The following is an 18,577-nucleotide window of genomic DNA, read 5'->3' on the forward strand; positions in this document are numbered from 1 at the left end:
CCGGAGTGCGGACGTCCGAGGGAGGGGGGGTCCCGGCGCGCACTTTCTCGGACGTTCGCAGAGCGGTTGCTGCCTAGACTTCCTGAGCGTGACGATCGATCTCGAACGCGCCCGCCGTGACACGCCCGGCATCGAGCATGTCGCCCACCTGAACAACGCCGGCGGCGCCCTGCGGCCGAGCGTCGTGACGGACACGGTCGTCGCGCACCTGCGGCGCGAGGCGGAGATCGGGCCGTACGAGGCGGAGGCCGAGTCCGAGGCGCGAGTGGCCGACGTGTACGGCTCGGTCGCTCGGCTGATCGGTGCGCAGCCGGACGAGATCGCGCTGGTGCAGAGCGCCACGACCGCCTGGAACGTGGCGTTCTCGTCGATCCCGCTCAAGGCGGGCCAGCGCATCCTCACGGCGCGCACCGAGTACATCAGCAACGCGATCGCCCTCCTCCAGGCGTGCGAGCGGACGGGTGCGACCCTCGAGGTCGTCGAGGACGACGACCACGGCCAGGTCGACCTGGACCAGCTGGAGCGGCGGCTCGACAGCGACGTCGCGCTCGTCGCGCTGACGCACGTCCCGACCGGTGGCGGCGTCGTCAACCCGGCTGCGGAGGTCGGCGCGCTGACGCGCAGGGCGGCGTCCCGTTCCTGCTCGACGCGTGCCAGTCGGTCGGTCAGCTCGACGTCGACGTCGCGGACCTCGGCTGCGACCTGCTCGCCGCGACGGGCCGCAAGTTCCTGCGCGGACCCCGAGGCACCGGCTTCCTCTACGCGTCCCGCGCGATCACGGACAGCCTGGTGCCGCCCGTGCTCGGACTCGGTGCGGCCACGTGGACGTCACCGACCACGTTCGAGGTCGTGCCGGGTGCGCTGCGGTTCGAGACGTGGGAGCGGTCGATCGCCGACAACCTCGGGCTCGGTGCGGCCGTCGACTACGCGCTGTCGTTCGGTCTGCCCGCGATCGAGGAGCGCGTCACCGGGCTCGCCGCGCGGCTGCGCGAGGACCTGGCGCGGACCCTCGGCGTCACGGTGCGCGACAAGGGGGTCCGGAAGTCCGGGATCGTCACCTTCACGGTCGACGGGCTGCGTGCCGACGAGGTCCGCGCCCGGGTCGCCGCTGCGGGCGTCAACGTGAGCGTCACGCGCATCTCGTCGGCCCAGCTCGACTTCGGCGCCCGCGGCCTGACGGAGGTCGTCCGCGCGAGCCCGCACTACTACACGTCCGACGAGGAGCTCGACCGCCTGCTCTCGGCGCTGCGCTGACGACGTCCGAGGAGGTGGCTGCTCCGGCGCTCACCTCCTCGGACGTCCCGGCGCCGACACGGCCGTGTCAGGCACGTGTCGGTGGCCTGTCAGCGCGGTCCACCAGCCTGGAGCCATGACACACGACCTGGTGATCGAGGCAGAAGGCCTCGTCAAGCACTTCGGCGAGACGAAGGCCCTCCAGGGCGTCGACCTCGCCGTCGCCCGCGGCACCGTCCTCGGCGTGCTCGGCCCCAACGGGGCGGGCAAGACGACGGCGGTCCGCATCCTGTCCACCCTCCTGCAGCCCGACTCGGGGCACGCCCGGATCGCGGGCTTCGACGTCGTGAAGGACGCCGAGCGCGTCCGCCAGTCGATCGGCCTCACCGGCCAGTACGCCTCCGTCGACGAGGACCTGTCGGGCCGGCAGAACCTCGTGCTGTTCGGCACGCTGCTGGACCTCGGCCGCGTCGGCGCCCGTGCCCGTGCCGCCGAGCTGCTCGAGTGGTTCGACCTGACGGCGGCGGCCGACCGCCCCGCCAAGACCTACTCCGGGGGCATGCGCCGCCGGCTCGACCTGGCCGCGAGCCTCGTCGGGCGGCCGGACGTGATCTTCCTCGACGAGCCGACGACCGGCCTGGACCCGTCGAAGCGCGAGGACATGTGGGACGTGGTCCGCTCGCTCGTCACGGACGGATCGACCGTGCTGCTGACGACGCAGTACCTGGAGGAGGCGGACGCGCTGGCCGACGAGATCACGGTCATCGACCACGGTCGCGTCATCGCGCACGACACCCCCGAGGGCCTCAAGCGCGTGGTCGGTGGTCAGACGCTCGAGGTCCGTCCGTCGGACCTGACGCGCATGGCGGAGGCCGCGACGATCCTCGGCCAGGTGTCCACGGGCACCGGCGGGCCGGAGGAGATCCGCAAGGGCGTCCTCGCGGTCCCGGTCGCCGACGACTCCGCGCTCACCGCCACGGTGTCCCGCCTGGCGAGTGCCGGCATCGGCGTCACCGAGCTCTCCCTGCACCTGCCCAGCCTGGACGAGGTGTTCTTCTCGCTCACGGGCCGTACGGCCTCCGAGGACGACACGACCACGAAGGAGGTGGCCTGATGACCACGCTGACCCAGCCCCGTGCCCCGCGCCTCACCACGACGTCGGCCGCCACGGTCCAGCGCAAGCCGTTCCCGCTGCTCCGGCACTCGCTGTCGCTGGCCAAGCGCAGCCTCATCAAGACGTGGCGGACGCCCGAGGCGCTCATCGACGTGACGCTGCAGCCGGCGATCTTCCTGGTGATCTTCGTCTACATCTTCGGCGGCGCCGTGGCGGGTGACACCCAGACCTACCTGCAGTTCCTGCTGCCCGGCATCCTCGCGCAGACCATCGCGACGGGGGCCATCGCGATCGGCGTGAACCTCAACACCGACCTGGAGAAGGGCATGTTCGACCGGTTCAAGTCGCTGCCCATCCCGCGGTCGTCGCCCCTGATCGGTGCGGTGCTCGGCGACGTGGTCCGCTACGTCATCGTCACCGTCATGACGCTGTCCATCGGCTACCTGATGGGGTTCCGGATCCTCACCGACCCGCTCAGCGCGGTCGCGGGCTGCCTGCTCGCCGTGGTGTTCGCCCTGTCGCTGTCCTGGGTGTCCGTGTTCGTCGGGATGAAGGTCCGGACGTCCGGTGCGGTGCAGGGGATCATGTTCCTGATCATCATGCCGCTGAGCTTCGCGTCGAACGTGTTCGTGCCGGCGGGCACGCTGCCGGACTGGATGCAGACGTTCGTCGCGTGGAACCCGCTGACCCACCTGGTCGAGTCGATGCGCGGGCTCTTCCTGGGCACGCCGATGGGCGACAGCGTGTACTGGACGCTGGCCTGGTGCGTCGGGCTCGTCGCGGTGTTCCTGCCGCTGGCGATGCGGGCCTACCGCCGCAAGGTCTGACCCGGCGACGCCGGCTGAGGTCGCCTCAGCCGGCGTCGGCCGTCAGCGTGCGGACCCGCGCGGCGGCCTGCCCGGGGGGAAGCGCGCGCCACCGGGCGAGCAGCGCCTCGCGGGTGGCCTCGTCGCCGATGAGCTCGGCGGTCGTGCCTCCGATCCCCAGCTGGAAGAACATCACGAGGTTGGCCCCGAGCCGCGTCCCGAGCGCCCACAGCTCGCGGGCGCGGTCGACGTCTCCCCGGTGGGCGGCCAGCTCCGCGAACCCGAGCGCCCACGTGCCGAGCACCGGCATGTCGGTCGTGCCGACGGCGTCGGTCGTCGCCGCGCCGAGCAGCTCGACCGCACGGTCGGCCGACGCGGTCGTGTCCACGCCGGGCATCGGGGCGAGGCGCAGGTGCGTGACCGCGATCGCCACCAGGAAGACCACGCGGGCCTGCGGGATGGGGACGCGCTCGGCGGTGATCAGTGCGGCGGTCGCCTCGGCGTGGTCGATCGCCTCCTGCACCCGCCCGGCCTGCGCCGCCAGCTGGGCGAGCCCGAGGTGGGCCTGCGCGACGTCGACGTCGTCCGACTGCGTCGACGTCGCGACCTCCCGCAGCTGGGCGGCCGCCTCCTCGCTGCCCTGCAGCGCACGCTGCAGGTCCAGCTGGACCCGGATGCTGCGCACGTCCTGCATCGCCCCGACCAGCTCGAGGTGCTCCATGCTCTCCCGGAGCCACGCCTCCGTGTCCGTACCCCCCCGGGCGCTCTCCCACTGGCCGATGCCCTGCGCGGCCATCCCCATGCCCCAGTGGTCGCCGATCGCCTGGAACCGGCGGTAGGCCTCGCGGGCGTCGGCGCTGGACATCGACGGGTCCCCGGAGTTCTCCCGCACGGCGGCCCGCATGAACAGCCCGAGGGCCTGCAGGAAGTCGTCGTCCGCCTCGACCATCCGCTCGGCGGCCGCGAGGCTCTCGTCGACGTCGGGGGAGCCGAGCGACGGCATGGCGGCGGCGAGCGCGCGCATCCGCGGGGACACCTGCTCCGGCCGCTCGGCGAGCACCCGCCGGATCGCCCGCCACGCGAGCGCGACGTGCCGCAGGGAGGTGGTGACCCCGGCGTTGACGGCCGCGTACAGGCACGCGGCGGTCGTCCGGTCCGCGTCGGGCAGCGGCCGGCCGGACGCGGCGCCCCGGAACAGCGTCGACGTGCGGCGCGCGGCAGGGTCGTCGACGAGCAGCAGCCGCACCGCCCACTGGACGCACTCGACATGCAGCCCCCGCACGCTCCACAGGTGGAACAGGGCGCTCGCGATGTCGACGGCACCCGCCTCGTCGCCGTGGTCGACGGCCCACCGCAGCGCCGCGACCAGCGTCTCCTGCTCGGTGGCGCACCGGTCGAACGCCACCAGCTGGCCGGCGCCGACGAAGTCCCGTCCCAGCCGGACCGCCGTCGCCGCCGCCCAGCCGACGAGCCCGTCCATCGCCGCACCGCGCCCGCCCGCGGCGTCCAGCCGGACCTCGCCGTACTCCCGGACGGTCTCGAGCATCCGGTAGCGCGCCGGTCCGCCGTCGCCCTCGTCGAGGCTCAGCAGCGACTGCTCGACGAGCGTCGCGAGCCCGCGTCGGACCGTCGCCGGGTCCGCCCCCGACACCGCGGCCGCCGTGTCGGCGGTGAACGGCGCCGGCACCACCGCCAGCCGCTGGACCAGCGCACGGTCGGCCGGGTCCAGGAGCTCACGGCTCCAGTCGACCATCGCCCACAGGCTCGCGTGCCGGTCGGGCAGCCCGCGCAGGGCGTCGTCGAGCAGCGCGAACCGGTCGGTCAGGCCGGCGAGCACGTCGTCGACGGTCATGGACCGCAGGCGTGCGGCGGCGAGCTCGAGGGCGAGCGGCAGGTTGTCGAGACGGTGGCACAGCTCGAGCGCGCGCACCTGGTCCCACGCGAGGTCGGCGCGTCCGGCGCGGGCCCGCGACTCCAGCAGCCCGAGCGCGTCGGCGTCGGGCAGCATCCGCAGCCGGTGCACGGACTCGCCCACCAGGCCCAACGGCGCCCGGCTGGTCGCCAGCACGACCACGTCCGGCGAGGCGACGGCGAGCAGGTCACCGACGACGACCGCAGCGGCGTCGAGGACGTGCTCGCAGTTGTCCAGCACCAGCATCCCGTCGAGGTCCTGCGCCGCGAGCCGCAGCCGGTCCTCGGGGCTGAGCAGCCGGCGGTCGGCGGAGATGTCCGCGCGCGCCGCGGTCGCGTCCGACCCCCCGATCGCCGCCAGCACCGCGGGCAGCACCTCGGTGGGGGAGCGCAGCCCGGCGAGCTCGACGACCCGCACCGACCGCCCCGCGGCGGCCGCCCGGCGCGCGACCTCCCCGGCCAGGCGCGTCTTGCCCGCCCCGCCGGTCGCGACGACCGTGACCAGCGCCGACGCCCGCAGCGACGCCTCGACCTGTGCCACGTCGTCGTCGCGGCCGACCAGCACCGTCGCGGGCCGTCGCCACGGACCGGGCAGCGCCACGACCGCCCGGGACTGTGTGGACGTCGCGACGCCCAGCTCACCGCGCAGCAGCGCGAGGTGCGCCTGCGCGACGACGGGCGACGGGTCGGTGCCGTACCGGTCGGCGAGCTCGGTGCGCACCCGCTCGACCACCGCGAGCGCCTCGGCGTCCCGGCCCTGCGCGGCGAGCACCCGGACGAGGAGCGCGACCAGGGGCTCGTCGGGCGGCGTCCGCAGCGCGCAGCGGCGCAGGTCCTCGACCAGGTCCTCGACGTGCCCGAGCGCGAGACCCGCCTCCGCCTGGAGGGTCACCACGTCGGCGAGCAGGCGGGCGGTGGCGGGATCGTCCAGGTCGGGGACGGCCGGGACCAGCCCGCGGGCGTCCCGGCCGAGGTCGCTCGCGCGGGCGGGGTCGCCCGTCCGGAGGGCGTCGCGCCCCGCGGCGAGCAGCGCCTCCGCGTCGACGACGTCGATCCGCAGGCCGTCCGTCGGCAGCCGGTACCCGCCCGGGGCGGCCTCGACCGCGAACCCGAGCCGTCGTGCGCGCGAGACGAGCGCCTGCACGGCCCCGGAGGCGTCGTCGGGCGGAAGGCCGTCCCACACCTCCTCGACGAGGGCCGTCGACGACACGCCGCGTCCGCGGGCGTCGAGGAGCGCGCCGACGAGTGCCGCCAGGCGGTCACCGCGCACCGGGCGACCGTCGACGGCCAGCGCCCCGAGCGTCGTGATGTGCACCGGGACAGCATCGCGCACGGGGCCGACGCGCTGCCCCGTCAGCCGTTCGGGTGCATGTCCGTCGCGGTGTCCTGGGCGTGTCGTGCCGGGCATTCCCGACGAACCGGACGGCCCGGGTGTGGACTGCCGTGTGGAGCAGGTTGTGGGCGCCGAGGGGGTGCCTGTGGACGCCTGTGCACGGCCCCGCATCGGTGCTGGTCGGGGCTGTGTCAGTGGTGGCCGGTAGCCTGGAACTTCTCCACAGGGTGAAGAATGACACGCTTGTCACTACAACCCCTAGTGGTCCGTTGCGTGTGGGACCCCTAGGTGTAGTGTCTAGTCACGACGCAGTGCAGAGAGCTCCTGGCAGGTCCGCAGGCTCCCAGCACCACGCCAGGCCCGCAGGACGGGCCCTTCAGCTTCAGAGGATCACAGCTTCGCGAACGCTCCGGGGGGAGCGTGCCGCAGACAGGAACACGGGGAGCCACCATGACGATCACGGTCTACAGCAAGCCGGCGTGCGTGCAGTGCAACGCGACCTACCGCGCGCTCGACAAGCTCGACACCGACTACACGGTGGTGGACATCAGCGAGGACGCCGACGCGCGTGACTACGTGATGTCGCTCGGTCACCTCCAGGCCCCCGTCGTGATCGTCGACGGCGAGCACTGGTCGGGCTACCGCCCCGACCGCATCAAGGCGCTGGCCGACCGACTGGCCACGGCAGTCGCCTGACGAAACTCCCCGGATCGGCGCCGGTCTCGACACCGCGCCGATCCGGCGGGCTTCTCCGCGCTCGAACGCACCACCGCACGACCCGAGGGTGAGGGGATCCAGCCGATGAGCTCCCTGGTCTACTTCTCCTCCGCCTCGGACAACACCCACCGGTTCGTGCAGAAGCTCGGTCTGCCGGCGGAGCGCATCCCGCTGCGCCCGACGGACCCGTTCCTGCACGCCTCCGAGCCGTACGTGCTGATCCTGCCGACGTACGGCGGGGGCAACGAGGGTGGCGCAGTACCGAAGCAGGTCATCAAGTTCCTCAACGACGAGGACAACCGTGCTCTGATCCGCGGAGTCATCGCGGCCGGCAACACGAACTTCGGCGAGAAGTACTGCATCGCAGGGGACATCATCGCGGCCAAGTGCCACGTCCCCTACCTGTACGGCTTCGAGCTCATGGGTACGACCGAGGACGTGCACAACGTCCGTGAGGGATTGGGAAGATTTTGGCAACGACAGTCGCAGATACCCGCGTAGAGACGTCGGGACTGGATTACCACGCCCTCAACGCCATGCTGAACCTGTATGGCGCGAACGGGGAGATCCAGTTCGACAAGGACCGTGAGGCGGCGCGCGCGTACTTCCTGCAGCACGTCAACCAGAACACGGTCTTCTTCCACGACCTCAACGAGAAGCTCGACTACCTCGTCGAGAACAAGTACTACGACCCCGAGGTGCTCGGGCAGTACGACCGCGCGTTCATCAAGACGCTCTTCGAGTACGCGTACTCCAAGAAGTTCCGCTTCCAGACGTTCCTCGGCGCGTTCAAGTACTACACGTCGTACACGCTGAAGACATTCGACGGGAAGCGGTACCTGGAGCGCTTCGAGGACCGCGTCTGCATGGTCGCCCTCGCGCTCGCGGAGGGGAACCAGGACTTCGCGATCTCCCTGGTCGACGAGATCGTGTCCGGCCGCTTCCAGCCCGCGACGCCCACGTTTCTCAACCTCGGCAAGGCGCAGCGCGGTGAGCCCGTCTCCTGCTTCCTGCTGCGCATCGAGGACAACATGGAGTCGATCGCGCGCGGCATCAACTCCGCCCTGCAGCTGTCCAAGCGCGGCGGCGGCGTCGCCCTCCTGCTCAGCAACATCCGCGAGCACGGCGCACCCATCAAGCACATCGAGAACCAGAGCTCGGGCGTCATCCCCGTGATGAAGCTCCTCGAGGACTCGTTCTCGTACGCCAACCAGCTCGGCGCCCGCCAGGGTGCCGGCGCGGTGTACCTGCACGCGCACCACCCGGACATCTACCGGTTCCTCGACACCAAGCGCGAGAACGCCGACGAGAAGATCCGCATCAAGACCCTCTCGCTGGGCGTCGTCATCCCGGACATCACGTTCGAGCTGGCGAAGAAGAACGAGCCGATGTACCTGTTCTCGCCGTACGACGTCGAGCGCGTGTACGGGATGCCGTTCGCGGACATCAACGTCACCGAGAAGTACTACGAGATGGTCGACGACGCGCGGATCAAGAAGACCAAGATCAGCGCCCGCGAGTTCTTCCAGACGCTGGCGGAGCTGCAGTTCGAGTCCGGCTACCCGTACGTCATGTTCGAGGACACGGTGAACCGGGCCAACCCGATCGCCGGCAAGATCACGCACTCGAACCTGTGCTCGGAGATCCTGCAGGTCTCGACGCCGTCGGAGTACAACGAGGACCTCTCGTACAAGACGGTCGGCCGCGACATCTCCTGCAACCTCGGCTCGATGAACATCGCGCTGTCGATGGACTCGCCCGACTTCGGCAAGTCCGTCGAGGTGGCCATCCGCGCCCTGACGGGCGTCTCCGACCAGACGGACATCGAGTCGGTCCCGTCGATCAAGAAGGCGAACGCCGGCGGCCACGCCATCGGCCTCGGCCAGATGAACCTGCACGGCTACCTGGCCCGCGAGCGCATCTTCTACGGGTCCGACGAGGGCCTCGACTTCACCAACATGTACTTCTACACGGTGGCGTACCACGCGATCCGTGCGTCGAACCTGCTGGCGCAGGAGCGCAAGCAGAAGTTCTTCGGCTTCGAGGACTCCAAGTACGCGACCGGCGAGTACTTCGAGAAGTACATCTCGAAGGAGTGGAAGCCGCGGACGGCGCGGATCGAGGCTCTCTTCGCCGAGGCCGGCGTGCACATCCCGACGCAGCAGGACTGGGCCGACCTGGCGGAGCTCGTCAAGGAGCACGGCATCTACAACCAGAACCTGCAGGCCGTCCCGCCGACCGGCTCGATCTCGTACATCAACCACTCGACGAGCTCGATCCACCCGATCGCGTCGAAGATCGAGATCCGCAAGGAAGGCAAGATCGGCCGCGTCTACTACCCGGCGCCGTTCATGACGAACGACAACCTGGAGTACTACCAGGACGCGTACGAGATCGGCTACGAGAAGGTCATCGACACCTACGCCGAGGCCACGCAGCACGTCGACCAGGGCCTGTCGCTGACCCTGTTCTTCAAGGACACGGCCACCACCCGTGACCTGAACAAGGCGCAGATCTACGCCTGGCGCAAGGGCATCAAGACGATCTACTACATCCGCCTGCGCCAGCTCGCGCTGGAGGGCACGGAAGTCGAGGGTTGCGTCTCGTGCATGCTCTGACCTCTGTTCTGAACGACACGAAGGAAGCACTCCGATGAGCGAGAAGCTCAAGCTCGTCAGCCGCGTCTCGGCGATCAACTGGAACCGCCTCGACGACGACAAGGACGCGGACGTCTGGGACCGCCTCGTCGGGAACTTCTGGCTGCCCGAGAAGGTGCCGGTCTCCAACGACGTGCAGTCGTGGGCGACGCTGACCGAGCAGGAGAAGACGCTCACGATGCGCGTCTTCACCGGTCTGACGCTGCTGGACACGATCCAGGGCACGGTCGGCGCCGTCTCGCTCATCCCCGACGCGATCACGCCGCACGAGGAGGCCGTCTACACGAACATCGCGTTCATGGAGTCGGTGCACGCCAAGTCGTACAGCTCGATCTTCTCGACGCTGTGCTCCACCAAGGAGATCGACGAGGCGTTCCGCTGGTCGGAGGAGAACCCGAACCTGCAGCGCAAGGCCGAGATCGTCATGGACTACTACCGCGGCGACTCGCCCCTGAAGCGGAAGGTCGCCAGCACCCTGCTGGAGTCGTTCCTCTTCTACTCGGGCTTCTACCTGCCGATGTACTGGTCGAGCCGCGCCAAGCTCACCAACACGGCCGACCTCATCCGCCTGATCATCCGCGACGAGGCCGTGCACGGGTACTACATCGGCTACAAGTACCAGAAGGGCCTCGAGAAGCTGTCGGCCGCCGAGAAGGCCGAGCTCAAGGACTACACCTTCGAGCTCCTCTTCGAGCTGTACGACAACGAGGTCGAGTACACGCAGGACCTCTACGACGGCGTCGGCCTGACCGAGGACGTCAAGAAGTTCCTGCGCTACAACGCCAACAAGGCGCTGATGAACCTCGGCTACGAGTCGCTCTTCCCGCGCGACGAGACCGACGTCAACCCGGCGATCCTGTCGGCCCTGTCCCCGAACGCCGACGAGAACCACGACTTCTTCTCCGGCTCGGGCTCCTCGTACGTGATCGGCAAGGCCGTGAACACCGAGGACGACGACTGGGACTTCTGACCCCGTCGCTCGACGCGCACGAACGGCCGGCCCTCTCGGGGTCCGGCCGTTCGGTCGTTCCCGGCTGCCCGGCCTGCTCGACGCGTCGGCGATCGGACTAGAGCAGCGGCCCGCCGCGCTCCACCATCACCGGACCACCGATCGGCTCGGCCGCGCCGGGCACGTCGCGGTACCGGTGGGCGACGACGATGCTGGCCCGGCCCCGGTCGGACGCCTCCACGAACACGGCGTCCTGCCGCTGCCCGTCCAGGGTCAGGTACCCGTCCCACGCGACGGCGGCGCGGACGGCGGTGCTCGCGACCCTGACCTGGTCACGGGCGTGCTGCTGCGCGGCCGTCAGCTCGTCCATGAAGCGGTTGAGGGCCCGATGGCCGTCGGCGTTCTCGATGATCGCGAACGGGATGAGCGGGCCGCCCTCGGGCACGACCGAGGTGACCGCGTGTCCGAGCGCGAGCTCGGCGAGCGCCATGAGCTCCTCGGACGGTTCGCCCTCGACGCTCGGCGGCACCGACGCGGGCGCCGCGGTTGCGGGGGCAGGAGAACGACGACGGAAGAGTCCCATGGCCATGAGTCGGCCGCGTGCCCGTCCGGCTTGAGGCGAGCCGACGGAACGCATCCGAGGGAACCGAGCGCGACCGGTGTCGCTCGTCCTGGCTCGGCGCTCAACCTCGCGCGACGAACGGCCGATTCCCCTGCGGAGACGGCCGTTCGCCGTCGACCCCTGAGTCCTGGAGCCGTCGTGGATGCCGTCGCACCGAGCTGGTACCCGGACCCGCAGCGGGACGGGATGCTCCGGTGGTGGGACGGCACGCGCTGGACGGAGCACGTGCAGCCGGCGCGGGCAGCGGGCAAGCCGGTGTTCGGTCAGGAGGTCACCGGCGGGATCGGACCGGTCACGTGGTACGGCCCGAACGAGCAGATGACCCATGCCTACCCCCCGGTGACTGACGAGCGGTACGCGGGCTCGCCCCTCGCCGCGCTGCTGGCCGAGCACTCCCGCTCCGAGGGGGGAGACGTGCAGGTGGCGGGGGAGCACCAGGCGGCTCTCGAAGCCGTCTACCAGCTCCGCGCGAAGGGCGGAGTGCTGGGCGCGCTCGCGGGAATCGGCGAGCAGCTGCTCGTGGACGCGGTCAGCGACGCGCTGCCCGCCGGGGCGCGACCTGCAGTGGCAACCCCCGGGCCTGACGGGATCGCGCCCTACGGCGCGTCGAACACGGTCGTGTGGTCGCCGAGCGGTCCAGCGCCGGCGCAGGACTCCGGGCTCGGCCACCCGCGACCGGCGGTGGAGAGCCCGTCGACGCAGGCGGAGAGCCCGTGGACCCGGTCCGATGCGGCCCAGGCCGGGTATCAGGCTGCCAGCGTGGCGGTCCGTGGTGCGGCGACGGTCGTCGGGATGCTCGGCCTGATCAGCAGCCTCGGTGCGGCGGTGCTCGTCATGCTCATCGGGGTGGTCATCGCCTTCGGGGGTTCGACGGGTGACGGACCCGACTGGCTCATCTGGATGTTCCCCCTGATCGGTGCCGTCGGCGTCGTGCTCACTGCCACGAGGCTCGCCAGCGGGGTGAGAGCGTCCCGCACCTCGAGGGGATCCTGACCTGCGGGTTAGCCAGGCCTTCCTTTCTAGGCAGGGTGCGCGGACGGGTCTACGGTCGGGAGAAGCACGCACGTCCCGCCCCCACGGAGGTAGACATGAGCACCCTGATGGACATGCCCGCAGTCGCCGAGTGCTCGGTCGCCGGCTGCTCGTACAACGACCACTCCCACTGCCACGCCGCCGCCGTGAACATCGGCGGCACCACGGGCGACGCGCAGTGCACCACGTTCTTCCCGCTCGGCACCAAGGGCGGCCTCGACAAGGTGATCACTCACGTCGGCGCCTGCCAGCGCGCCGAGTGCGTCCACAACTCGTCGCTCGAGTGCACCGCGGACTCGATCCGCGTGGGCGCGGGCCACGAGGAGGCGGACTGCCTGACCTTCAGCCCGCGCTGACCCGGACGTGACGACGGCCGCCCCGCTGACCGGGGCGGCCGTCGTCGTGTCCGGAACCTCAGGGGTGCGCGGCGACCTCGACGAGGTCCCGCACGAGGACCGCCGCCGCGGGGACGAGCTCGCGTTCGCCGGGGACCAGTGAGGGGTCCTGGGCGCGCAGGGCAGCCGCCGCGTCCAGCTCGGCGAGCGGGTCCACGTCGGTGGCCGCCAGGAACGCGGCCAGGAGCGCCCGCGCAGCCTGCGAGTACACGCCGCCGGCGTCGACGGCGACCTCGGCGATGATCAGGGCGGTCAGCGAGACGTCGAGCTCTGGGGTGCCGGAGCGGGCGTTCGCCCAGTCGACCAGCGCCGGCCCGTGGGTCTCGGTGAGGAACACGTTGCCGGGGTGCAGGTCGAGGTGGACGACCACCGACCCGGGCGTGACCTGGGGCCATGCCCCGGCGTGGTCCGGTCCCCACCCGGCCGGTGCGGGGATCGCGTGCAGGCGCGTGTGCAGGTCGTGCAGGATGCCGGCCGCGTCGGACAGCGAGACCTCACCGGCGGCGAGCGCCTGCAGGAGGGTCGGTCCGTGCAGGCGTTCCATGACCAGGTCGGGACCGCTGGCTGCGAGGACGGCGGGTGCGGGGAAGCCGTGCGCGACGACGTGCCGCAGCAGGTGGACCTCGGAACAGGCGTCGGTGCCGGAGCGGTAGCGGCGCAGGACGTGCGAGTCGTCGAGGGCGAACACGTCGGCGGTCGCACCGGAGGCGAGGATCGGGCCGGGTTCGGCGGAGGCGTTGAGGGCCTCGTCGACGGGAGGGAGCGGCTGGTCGACGGGGATCGTCGAGCGGCGGTCGGGCTGGGTGGGGAGGTCGGGCGGGTACGACTCAGCGACCTCTGCGGCCCTTCGTTCTGAAGGCGTCGTGGGGTCGCTCGGAGCAAGTCCAGCGGAGTTCATGGATCGACGGTAGACGCATTCGCCCGAGATGTCCCCCGCCACCTACCAAGAAGTCCCTGACCTGCGCTTTACCTCCTGGACACCTGTCGAGAAGGCGAGGTCAGGGTCGGGCGACCCTGTCGAGCATCCGCAGAGCATCTTCGTGGGTGGCCGGGAGGGACTCGATCCAGACCCGGACCGGCTGCCGCGTGGACGCGCGGACCTGGAGGAGCTCGCACCGGCGCGCGATCTCGGCGTGCAGGGCCTCGAGCGGAGGGTGCGGGTCCTCGTCGGCGCGCGCGAGGACGGCGAAGACGCCGCCGCCGAGCGTGGCCATCGGGTGGCCGTCGCCGTAGGTCACGGTCATCGCGGCGCCCACCGCGGCGGACCGGGCGGCCCGGGTGAACGGGTCGACGTCCCCGGTGGCCACGTCGATGAGCACGAGGTGGTGCCCGAGCTCGGCCGCGGTGCGGGCGCGCTGGGTGGGCAGGGCCGCGTCGCGGTAGGTCTCCGCGAGCCTCAGCGCCAGGTACTGCCGGCTCGGCAGCCCCGACTCGGGGTCCAGCGCGGCACCCACGACGACGGCGCCGGCCTGCGCGTCGGCCCAGCCCTCGCACAGGGCGCGCAGGACGGGCATCGGCGGCTCGTCGGCGCCGAGCGTCCGGTAGAGGCAGGCGAGGTCGTCCAGCGTCTCGCCGATCCCGACGCCGTCGTAGCCGCGGGCATGGCCCAGCTCGGTCGCGGCGCCCACGGCGTCGCCCGAGGAGAGCAGGGCGGTCGCGAGCGCGTCGACGGCCGGGTGGTACCAGTCGGACGGGCGCAGCCACACGGAACCGACGCTCTCGTCGCGCCACCGTTCCCGGAGCGCAGAGGGCATCGCGTCCGTCGGCAGCGCGGCGTTGTTGAACCCTGAGTTGATCGTCACGCTGGATGAGAGGCCAACACCTGTCGGGTGTGACGCCACTCCGGAGGCTTTTCACCCGGCGAGCTTCACCCTGCTTATGTAGAAAGGTCGCATATGGCAGGCTGTGCGCTCGACGAAGGAAAGCCGACGGGAGCCGTTCGTGTCTGCAAGCACGCAGCTGGAGGGCGGTGTCACCGGGGACGCGGAGCTGATCGCCTCTGCGCGCTCCGGAGACACGGCTGCCATCGGCGCGCTCTACGAGCGGCACGCGGGCGCTGCCTGGGTCGTCGCGCGGCAGTACTCGGACTCCCCGGAGGACGCCGACGACGTCGTGGCGGACTCGTTCACGGCCGTCTTCGGCGCCATCGAGCGCGGCAACGGACCTGAGGCTGCTTTCCGCGCGTACCTCTTCACCGTCGTCCGGCGCGTGGCAGGCCTGCGCCGCGAGAAGAACCGTCGCGTCCAGCCGACCGACGACATCGCCGTGCTCGAGGCGGGCACCGCCCTGGCCGGCACCGCGGAGGAGCCTGCGCTCGCCGGCTTCGAGCGCGGGGTCGTCGCCCGGGCGTTCCACTCGTTGCCGGAGCGGTGGCAGGCCGTGCTGTGGCACACCGAGGTCGAGGGGCTGACGCCGGCGGAGATCGCGCCCATCCTCGGGCTCACCGCCAACGGCACAGCCGCGCTCGCGTATCGCGCGCGCGAGGGTCTGCGGCAGGCCTACCTCCAGCAGCACCTGCAGGACCCGCTCGACGACGGGTGCCGGGCGGTCGCCGGCAAGCTCGGCGCCTACGTCCGCGGCGGCCTGGGCACGCGCGAGACCGGTCAGGTCGAGGCGCACCTCGAGGACTGCGGGACCTGTCGGGGCCTCCTGCTCGAGCTGGGCGACGTCAACCACGGGATGCGCGCGGTCATCGCCCCCCTCGTGCTCGGGCTGGCCGGGCTCGGCGCTCTCGGGTTCGCCCTGCCGGTCGGCGGCGGTCCCGCGGCGGGTGCCGCTGCCGCCGCGGCGGGCGGTGCCGGAGCGGGTGCGGGAGCCGGTGGGGTGGCGGCCGGCGGCTCCACGGCGGCCGGCGCCACGGCAGCGACCGGAGCGGTCGCCGCGGTCGGCGCCGGGGCGGGCGGTGCGGCTGCGACCGGCGGGGTGGCCGCGTTCCTCGCGGCGATCCCCCTCGGTGTCGCCGCGGCGGTCGTGGGGAGCGTCGCGCTCGCCGCAGTGGCCGCGGTCGCCATCGCCAACCTGCTGAGCTCCCCCGAGGAGCCGGTCGTCGCCGCCCCGGAACCGACCTCCAGCGAGTCCGCCAGCAGCACCCCCGAACCCACACCGAGCGCCAGTGCGGCCGCGACGCCCCAGCCGACGGACATCCCGACGCCCGAGCCCACCGACGTGCCGACCGACGACACCGACGTCGTCGTCGACGACGAGGAGGAGGCGCCCGACGACGGCGACGTGACGGCCGACGGCCCCGTCACCGCGGTGCCACCCACGGTCCCGGTCGTCCCCGTGGTCCCGCCGGCGCCCTCTCCGGCGTCCGTGTCGATCGACGTACCGTCCGGCGGGCTCACCCTCGAAGCCGGGCTCGGCGGTCAGGAGCTCGTGGTCGGGCTCCTCAACAGCGGGGGCACCGTGGCGACGAACCTGGTCGCGGAGGTGACCCTCCCCGACGGTGTCGCGCTCGACGGCGTCGCGGCGGCGGCCCTCGACGGGCTCGCCGGAGGTCGCTTCGCGGTGATGGGTGCGGCCGGCTGGGTCTGCGTCGTCGGCGAGGGCGCCAACGTGGCCCGCTGCACGCTCGACCGCCTGCCGCCCCTGTCGACGTCGACCCTCGCGCTGCGCGTCTCGATCGACGAGTCCTTCGACCGGGCGGACGGCGAGATCGGTCTGCACGTCCGCGGTGCCGGCATCGACTATGTCGCGCCGCCCATCCGGGTCGCCATCGCGCCGTCGCCGGCTCGCCTCGCGCTGCGCAGCGTGCCCTCCACCGTCGCGCTGGTGAACGGGCGGACCCGTCAGCTGGACCTGCCCGTCGCGAACATGGGCGGCACCGGGATCCCGACCGGGGCCGGCACCGTCGTCGCACACCTGCCGGCGGGCGTCACCGGGACCGTCGCGCCGGGGTCGGCCGCGTGGGTCTGCACCGGGGCGAGCCCGCTGACCTGCCACCCGGGTGCAGTCGGCGCTCGCGCGGACGCCCCGCTCTCCCTGCTGCTCTCGTCGGCCCCGACGGGTGTCCCGACCAGCGGGCTGCTCGCCGTCGAGCTGTCGCCGAGCGGGCGGCTGACCTCCGAGACCGTCACGGTGCCGTTCACCACCCAGCGTCCCGCCGCGCTCGCGATCTCGGGACCTGCCGCCGCGACCGTCGCCGTCGGGTCGCCCGCGACCGTCCCGCTGCGCGTCTCCAACACGGGTGACCTCCCGGCCCGGGGCGTCGCCGTCACGCTCAGCAGGCCCGAGGGTGTCGCGTTCGGCACGACGGCCGTCGTGCCCGGTGCCTGGACCTGCTCCGCGGGCGTGGCGCCGACCGTCGAGTGCACGACCGGGGTCATCGACGCGGGTGCCACGCTGGACCTGCCCGTCACCCTCGAGGCCGTCTCCGGATCGTTCGGCACGGTCGGTCCGGTGATCGCCTCCGCGCAGGCACCCGACGCCGATCCCGCCGCCGCGTTCGGCATCGCCGTCGACGCCGTCGCACCCGTGCTCACGCTGGACGAGGGCGACCCGCAGGTCTGGATCGGCAGCGGCGCGACAGGCACCGCGTCGTTCACGGTCCGCGCGAGCGGCGCCGACGCGGAGAGCACGCGCGCGACCCTGCGGCTGCCCCTCAACCTGCGCGCCGACCTCGAGGTCGTCGCGTCGCCCCCGCAGGCGTGCACGGAGTCCCCGGACGAGCGCACCGTGACCTGCGACCTGCAGACGGTGACCGCCGGCTCGACCGTGCAGGTCCTGGTCGGCGTCCGGTCGGTCGGCAGCGCGCGAGGGACCGTGGCGGTCGGCGTGGAGGCCCTGGGCGCGTCGGCGCAGAGCCAGAGCTCGGTGCAGACGTCGTCGGCCGGCCTGGACGTGCGCGACAGCTTCACGCACGCGGACGTCACCGAGGTCGGCGCCCCGCTCCTGTCCTGCTCCCCGACCGTCACCACGTGCGCCCCGGCCGTCGAGAAGGGCGACCGGGACAACAACTCGTTCGCGATGGTGCCGCTCGACGAGGCGCAGACCGTGCCCAAGGCCCCGCGCACCTCCGTCCCCGTGTCGTCGACCTCGCGGCTCGTCGTCCCCGTCGGCCGCGAGATTCTGTTCGCCGGCCTGTACTGGTCGGCGAACGCGGGCCCCAAGGACGCCTGGAGCGCGCCCCTCACGTCGGCGCACCTGCGCGGGCCCGGGGGCTCGTACACCCAGGTCACCGGCACGACGCTCGCGCAGCCGACCGACAACGCCAACCGGCGCTACTACCAGTCGTTCGCGGACGTCACCGCCCTCGTGGCGGCCGGCGGTGCGGGGGACTGGTCGGTCGCCGACATCGCGGTGAGCGCCACGTCCACCGACACCGAGCGGACGTACTACGCGGGCTGGTCCCTCGTCGTCGTGTTCGCGGACCCCACGTCGGACGCGTCGGTGACCGTGTACGACGGCGGCCAGTGGATCGGCCACGCCCAGCAGCCGGTCGCGTTCGAGTTCGCCGCCGACGCCGGCACCCTCGCCCGGATCGGCGTGGTGGCCTGGGAGGGCGACCGGACCGGCACCGGAGACAGCCTCGTGCTGGGCGACACGTGCCTCGGGACCCCGACCGCTCCCGCGCAGCGCGCCCTCGTGCCGACGCGCTGGGGCGGGTCGGACGGCGCCGCGTCGAACGCCTTCGACTCCACCGCCACAGGCTGGCGGGCCACGAACTCGCTCGGCACCGACGCGAAGGGCTTCCGGCCGGTCAGGCTCGCGTGCGACGTGAGCTCGCTGACGGCCCTGACCGCCGGGGACCAGTTCCTCATCGGGGCCATCACGCTGCGGTCCGAGCCGGTCCCGCCGGTCGGCTGAGGT

General features: G+C 72.1%; 13 protein-coding genes and 1 pseudogene. 10 read left to right on the forward strand and 4 right to left on the reverse strand.

Annotated features, from left to right (window positions below; all coding sequences use genetic code 11):
- Positions 1–184: 184 nt before the first annotated feature.
- The 3 genes and pseudogenes from CTE05_RS12720 (at position 185) to CTE05_RS12730 (ending at position 3,174) form a co-directional block, all read left to right on the forward strand.
- Positions 185–1,254 (forward strand): annotated as a pseudogene (locus CTE05_RS12720) (aminotransferase class V-fold PLP-dependent enzyme).
- Between the two features lie 115 nt (positions 1,255–1,369).
- Positions 1,370–2,347 (forward strand): ATP-binding cassette domain-containing protein, encoded by a 978-nt coding sequence (locus CTE05_RS12725; RefSeq protein WP_146846696.1) that lies wholly within the window; start codon positions 1,370–1,372, stop codon positions 2,345–2,347.
- On the forward strand, positions 2,347–3,174 hold the full coding sequence (locus CTE05_RS12730; protein ID WP_146846697.1) for an ABC transporter permease: 828 nt from the start codon (positions 2,347–2,349) through the stop codon (positions 3,172–3,174). Before CTE05_RS12725 ends, CTE05_RS12730 begins: the two co-directional genes overlap by 1 nt.
- Positions 3,175–3,199: 25 nt before the next feature.
- Here the strand turns inward: CTE05_RS12730 and CTE05_RS12735 are convergent, their stop codons facing one another.
- The gene (locus CTE05_RS12735) at positions 3,200–6,379 is read right to left on the reverse strand and encodes an ATP-binding protein (protein ID WP_146846698.1); all 3,180 of its coding nucleotides are present in this window, start codon (positions 6,377–6,379) and stop codon (positions 3,200–3,202) included.
- A gap of 468 nt (positions 6,380–6,847) precedes the next feature.
- Between CTE05_RS12735 and nrdH the strand changes: the two genes are divergently transcribed.
- From nrdH to nrdF, 4 genes are all read left to right on the forward strand, one after another.
- Positions 6,848–7,093: a glutaredoxin-like protein NrdH gene (nrdH, locus tag CTE05_RS12740; protein WP_146846699.1), complete on the forward strand. Its 246-nt coding sequence runs from the start codon at positions 6,848–6,850 to the stop codon at positions 7,091–7,093.
- A gap of 105 nt (positions 7,094–7,198) precedes the next feature.
- Positions 7,199–7,615: a class Ib ribonucleoside-diphosphate reductase assembly flavoprotein NrdI gene (nrdI, locus tag CTE05_RS12745; protein WP_146846700.1), complete on the forward strand. Its 417-nt coding sequence runs from the start codon at positions 7,199–7,201 to the stop codon at positions 7,613–7,615.
- The gene (gene nrdE, locus CTE05_RS12750) at positions 7,585–9,732 is read left to right on the forward strand and encodes a class 1b ribonucleoside-diphosphate reductase subunit alpha (protein ID WP_146846701.1); all 2,148 of its coding nucleotides are present in this window, start codon (positions 7,585–7,587) and stop codon (positions 9,730–9,732) included. The genes nrdI and nrdE overlap by 31 nt, the downstream gene beginning before the upstream one ends.
- Before the next feature lie 34 nt (positions 9,733–9,766).
- Complete coding sequence (nrdF, locus tag CTE05_RS12755) at positions 9,767–10,741, forward strand: class 1b ribonucleoside-diphosphate reductase subunit beta (RefSeq protein ID WP_146846702.1); 975 nt, start codon at positions 9,767–9,769, stop codon at positions 10,739–10,741.
- 97 nt (positions 10,742–10,838) lie between these two features.
- Here nrdF and CTE05_RS12760 read toward each other — a convergent pair whose 3' ends face one another.
- Positions 10,839–11,309 (reverse strand): hypothetical protein, encoded by a 471-nt coding sequence (locus CTE05_RS12760; protein ID WP_146846703.1) that lies wholly within the window; start codon positions 11,307–11,309, stop codon positions 10,839–10,841.
- A gap of 171 nt (positions 11,310–11,480) precedes the next feature.
- Between CTE05_RS12760 and CTE05_RS12765 the strand changes: the two genes are divergently transcribed.
- Positions 11,481–12,335 (forward strand): DUF2510 domain-containing protein, encoded by an 855-nt coding sequence (locus CTE05_RS12765; RefSeq protein WP_146846704.1) that lies wholly within the window; start codon positions 11,481–11,483, stop codon positions 12,333–12,335.
- 95 nt (positions 12,336–12,430) lie between these two features.
- Positions 12,431–12,730 carry a DUF1540 domain-containing protein gene (locus CTE05_RS12770; RefSeq protein ID WP_146846705.1) on the forward strand — a complete coding sequence of 100 codons (300 nt, stop codon included), beginning with the start codon at positions 12,431–12,433 and terminating at the stop codon, positions 12,728–12,730.
- Positions 12,731–12,788: 58 nt separating this feature from the next.
- On the opposite strand, the gene CTE05_RS12775 is transcribed toward CTE05_RS12770, so the two are convergent.
- Positions 12,789–13,667, reverse strand: coding sequence for a phosphotransferase (locus tag CTE05_RS12775; protein WP_146846706.1), 879 nt, complete (start codon positions 13,665–13,667; stop codon positions 12,789–12,791).
- Positions 13,668–13,767: 100 nt separating this feature from the next.
- A complete protein-coding gene (locus CTE05_RS12780; RefSeq protein ID WP_246123574.1) occupies positions 13,768–14,571 on the reverse strand; it encodes a hypothetical protein in 804 nt (267 codons plus the stop codon).
- A gap of 139 nt (positions 14,572–14,710) precedes the next feature.
- On the opposite strand from CTE05_RS12780, the gene CTE05_RS12785 reads away from it, so the two are divergent.
- Positions 14,711–18,574, forward strand: coding sequence for a sigma-70 family RNA polymerase sigma factor (locus CTE05_RS12785; protein WP_146846707.1), 3,864 nt, complete (start codon positions 14,711–14,713; stop codon positions 18,572–18,574).
- Positions 18,575–18,577 lie beyond the last annotated feature (3 nt).

Source organism: Cellulomonas terrae (genome assembly GCF_007990265.1).
GTDB lineage: Bacteria > Actinomycetota > Actinomycetes > Actinomycetales > Cellulomonadaceae > Cellulomonas > Cellulomonas terrae.

Bases quoted from the DNA above. Each gene is read 5' to 3' on its own strand.
- CTE05_RS12760 (WP_146846703.1), bottom strand. From the start codon at position 11,309: ATGGCCATGGGACTCTTCCGTCGTCGTTCTCCTGCCCCCGCAACCGCG.
- CTE05_RS12770 (WP_146846705.1), top strand. From the start codon at position 12,431: ATGAGCACCCTGATGGACATGCCCGCAGTCGCCGAGTGCTCGGTCGCC.
- CTE05_RS12725 (WP_146846696.1), top strand. From the start codon at position 1,370: ATGACACACGACCTGGTGATCGAGGCAGAAGGCCTCGTCAAGCACTTC.
- CTE05_RS12730 (WP_146846697.1), top strand. From the start codon at position 2,347: ATGACCACGCTGACCCAGCCCCGTGCCCCGCGCCTCACCACGACGTCG.
- nrdH (WP_146846699.1), top strand. From the start codon at position 6,848: ATGACGATCACGGTCTACAGCAAGCCGGCGTGCGTGCAGTGCAACGCG.
- nrdI (WP_146846700.1), top strand. From the start codon at position 7,199: ATGAGCTCCCTGGTCTACTTCTCCTCCGCCTCGGACAACACCCACCGG.
- nrdF (WP_146846702.1), top strand. From the start codon at position 9,767: ATGAGCGAGAAGCTCAAGCTCGTCAGCCGCGTCTCGGCGATCAACTGG.
- CTE05_RS12775 (WP_146846706.1), bottom strand. From the start codon at position 13,667: ATGAACTCCGCTGGACTTGCTCCGAGCGACCCCACGACGCCTTCAGAA.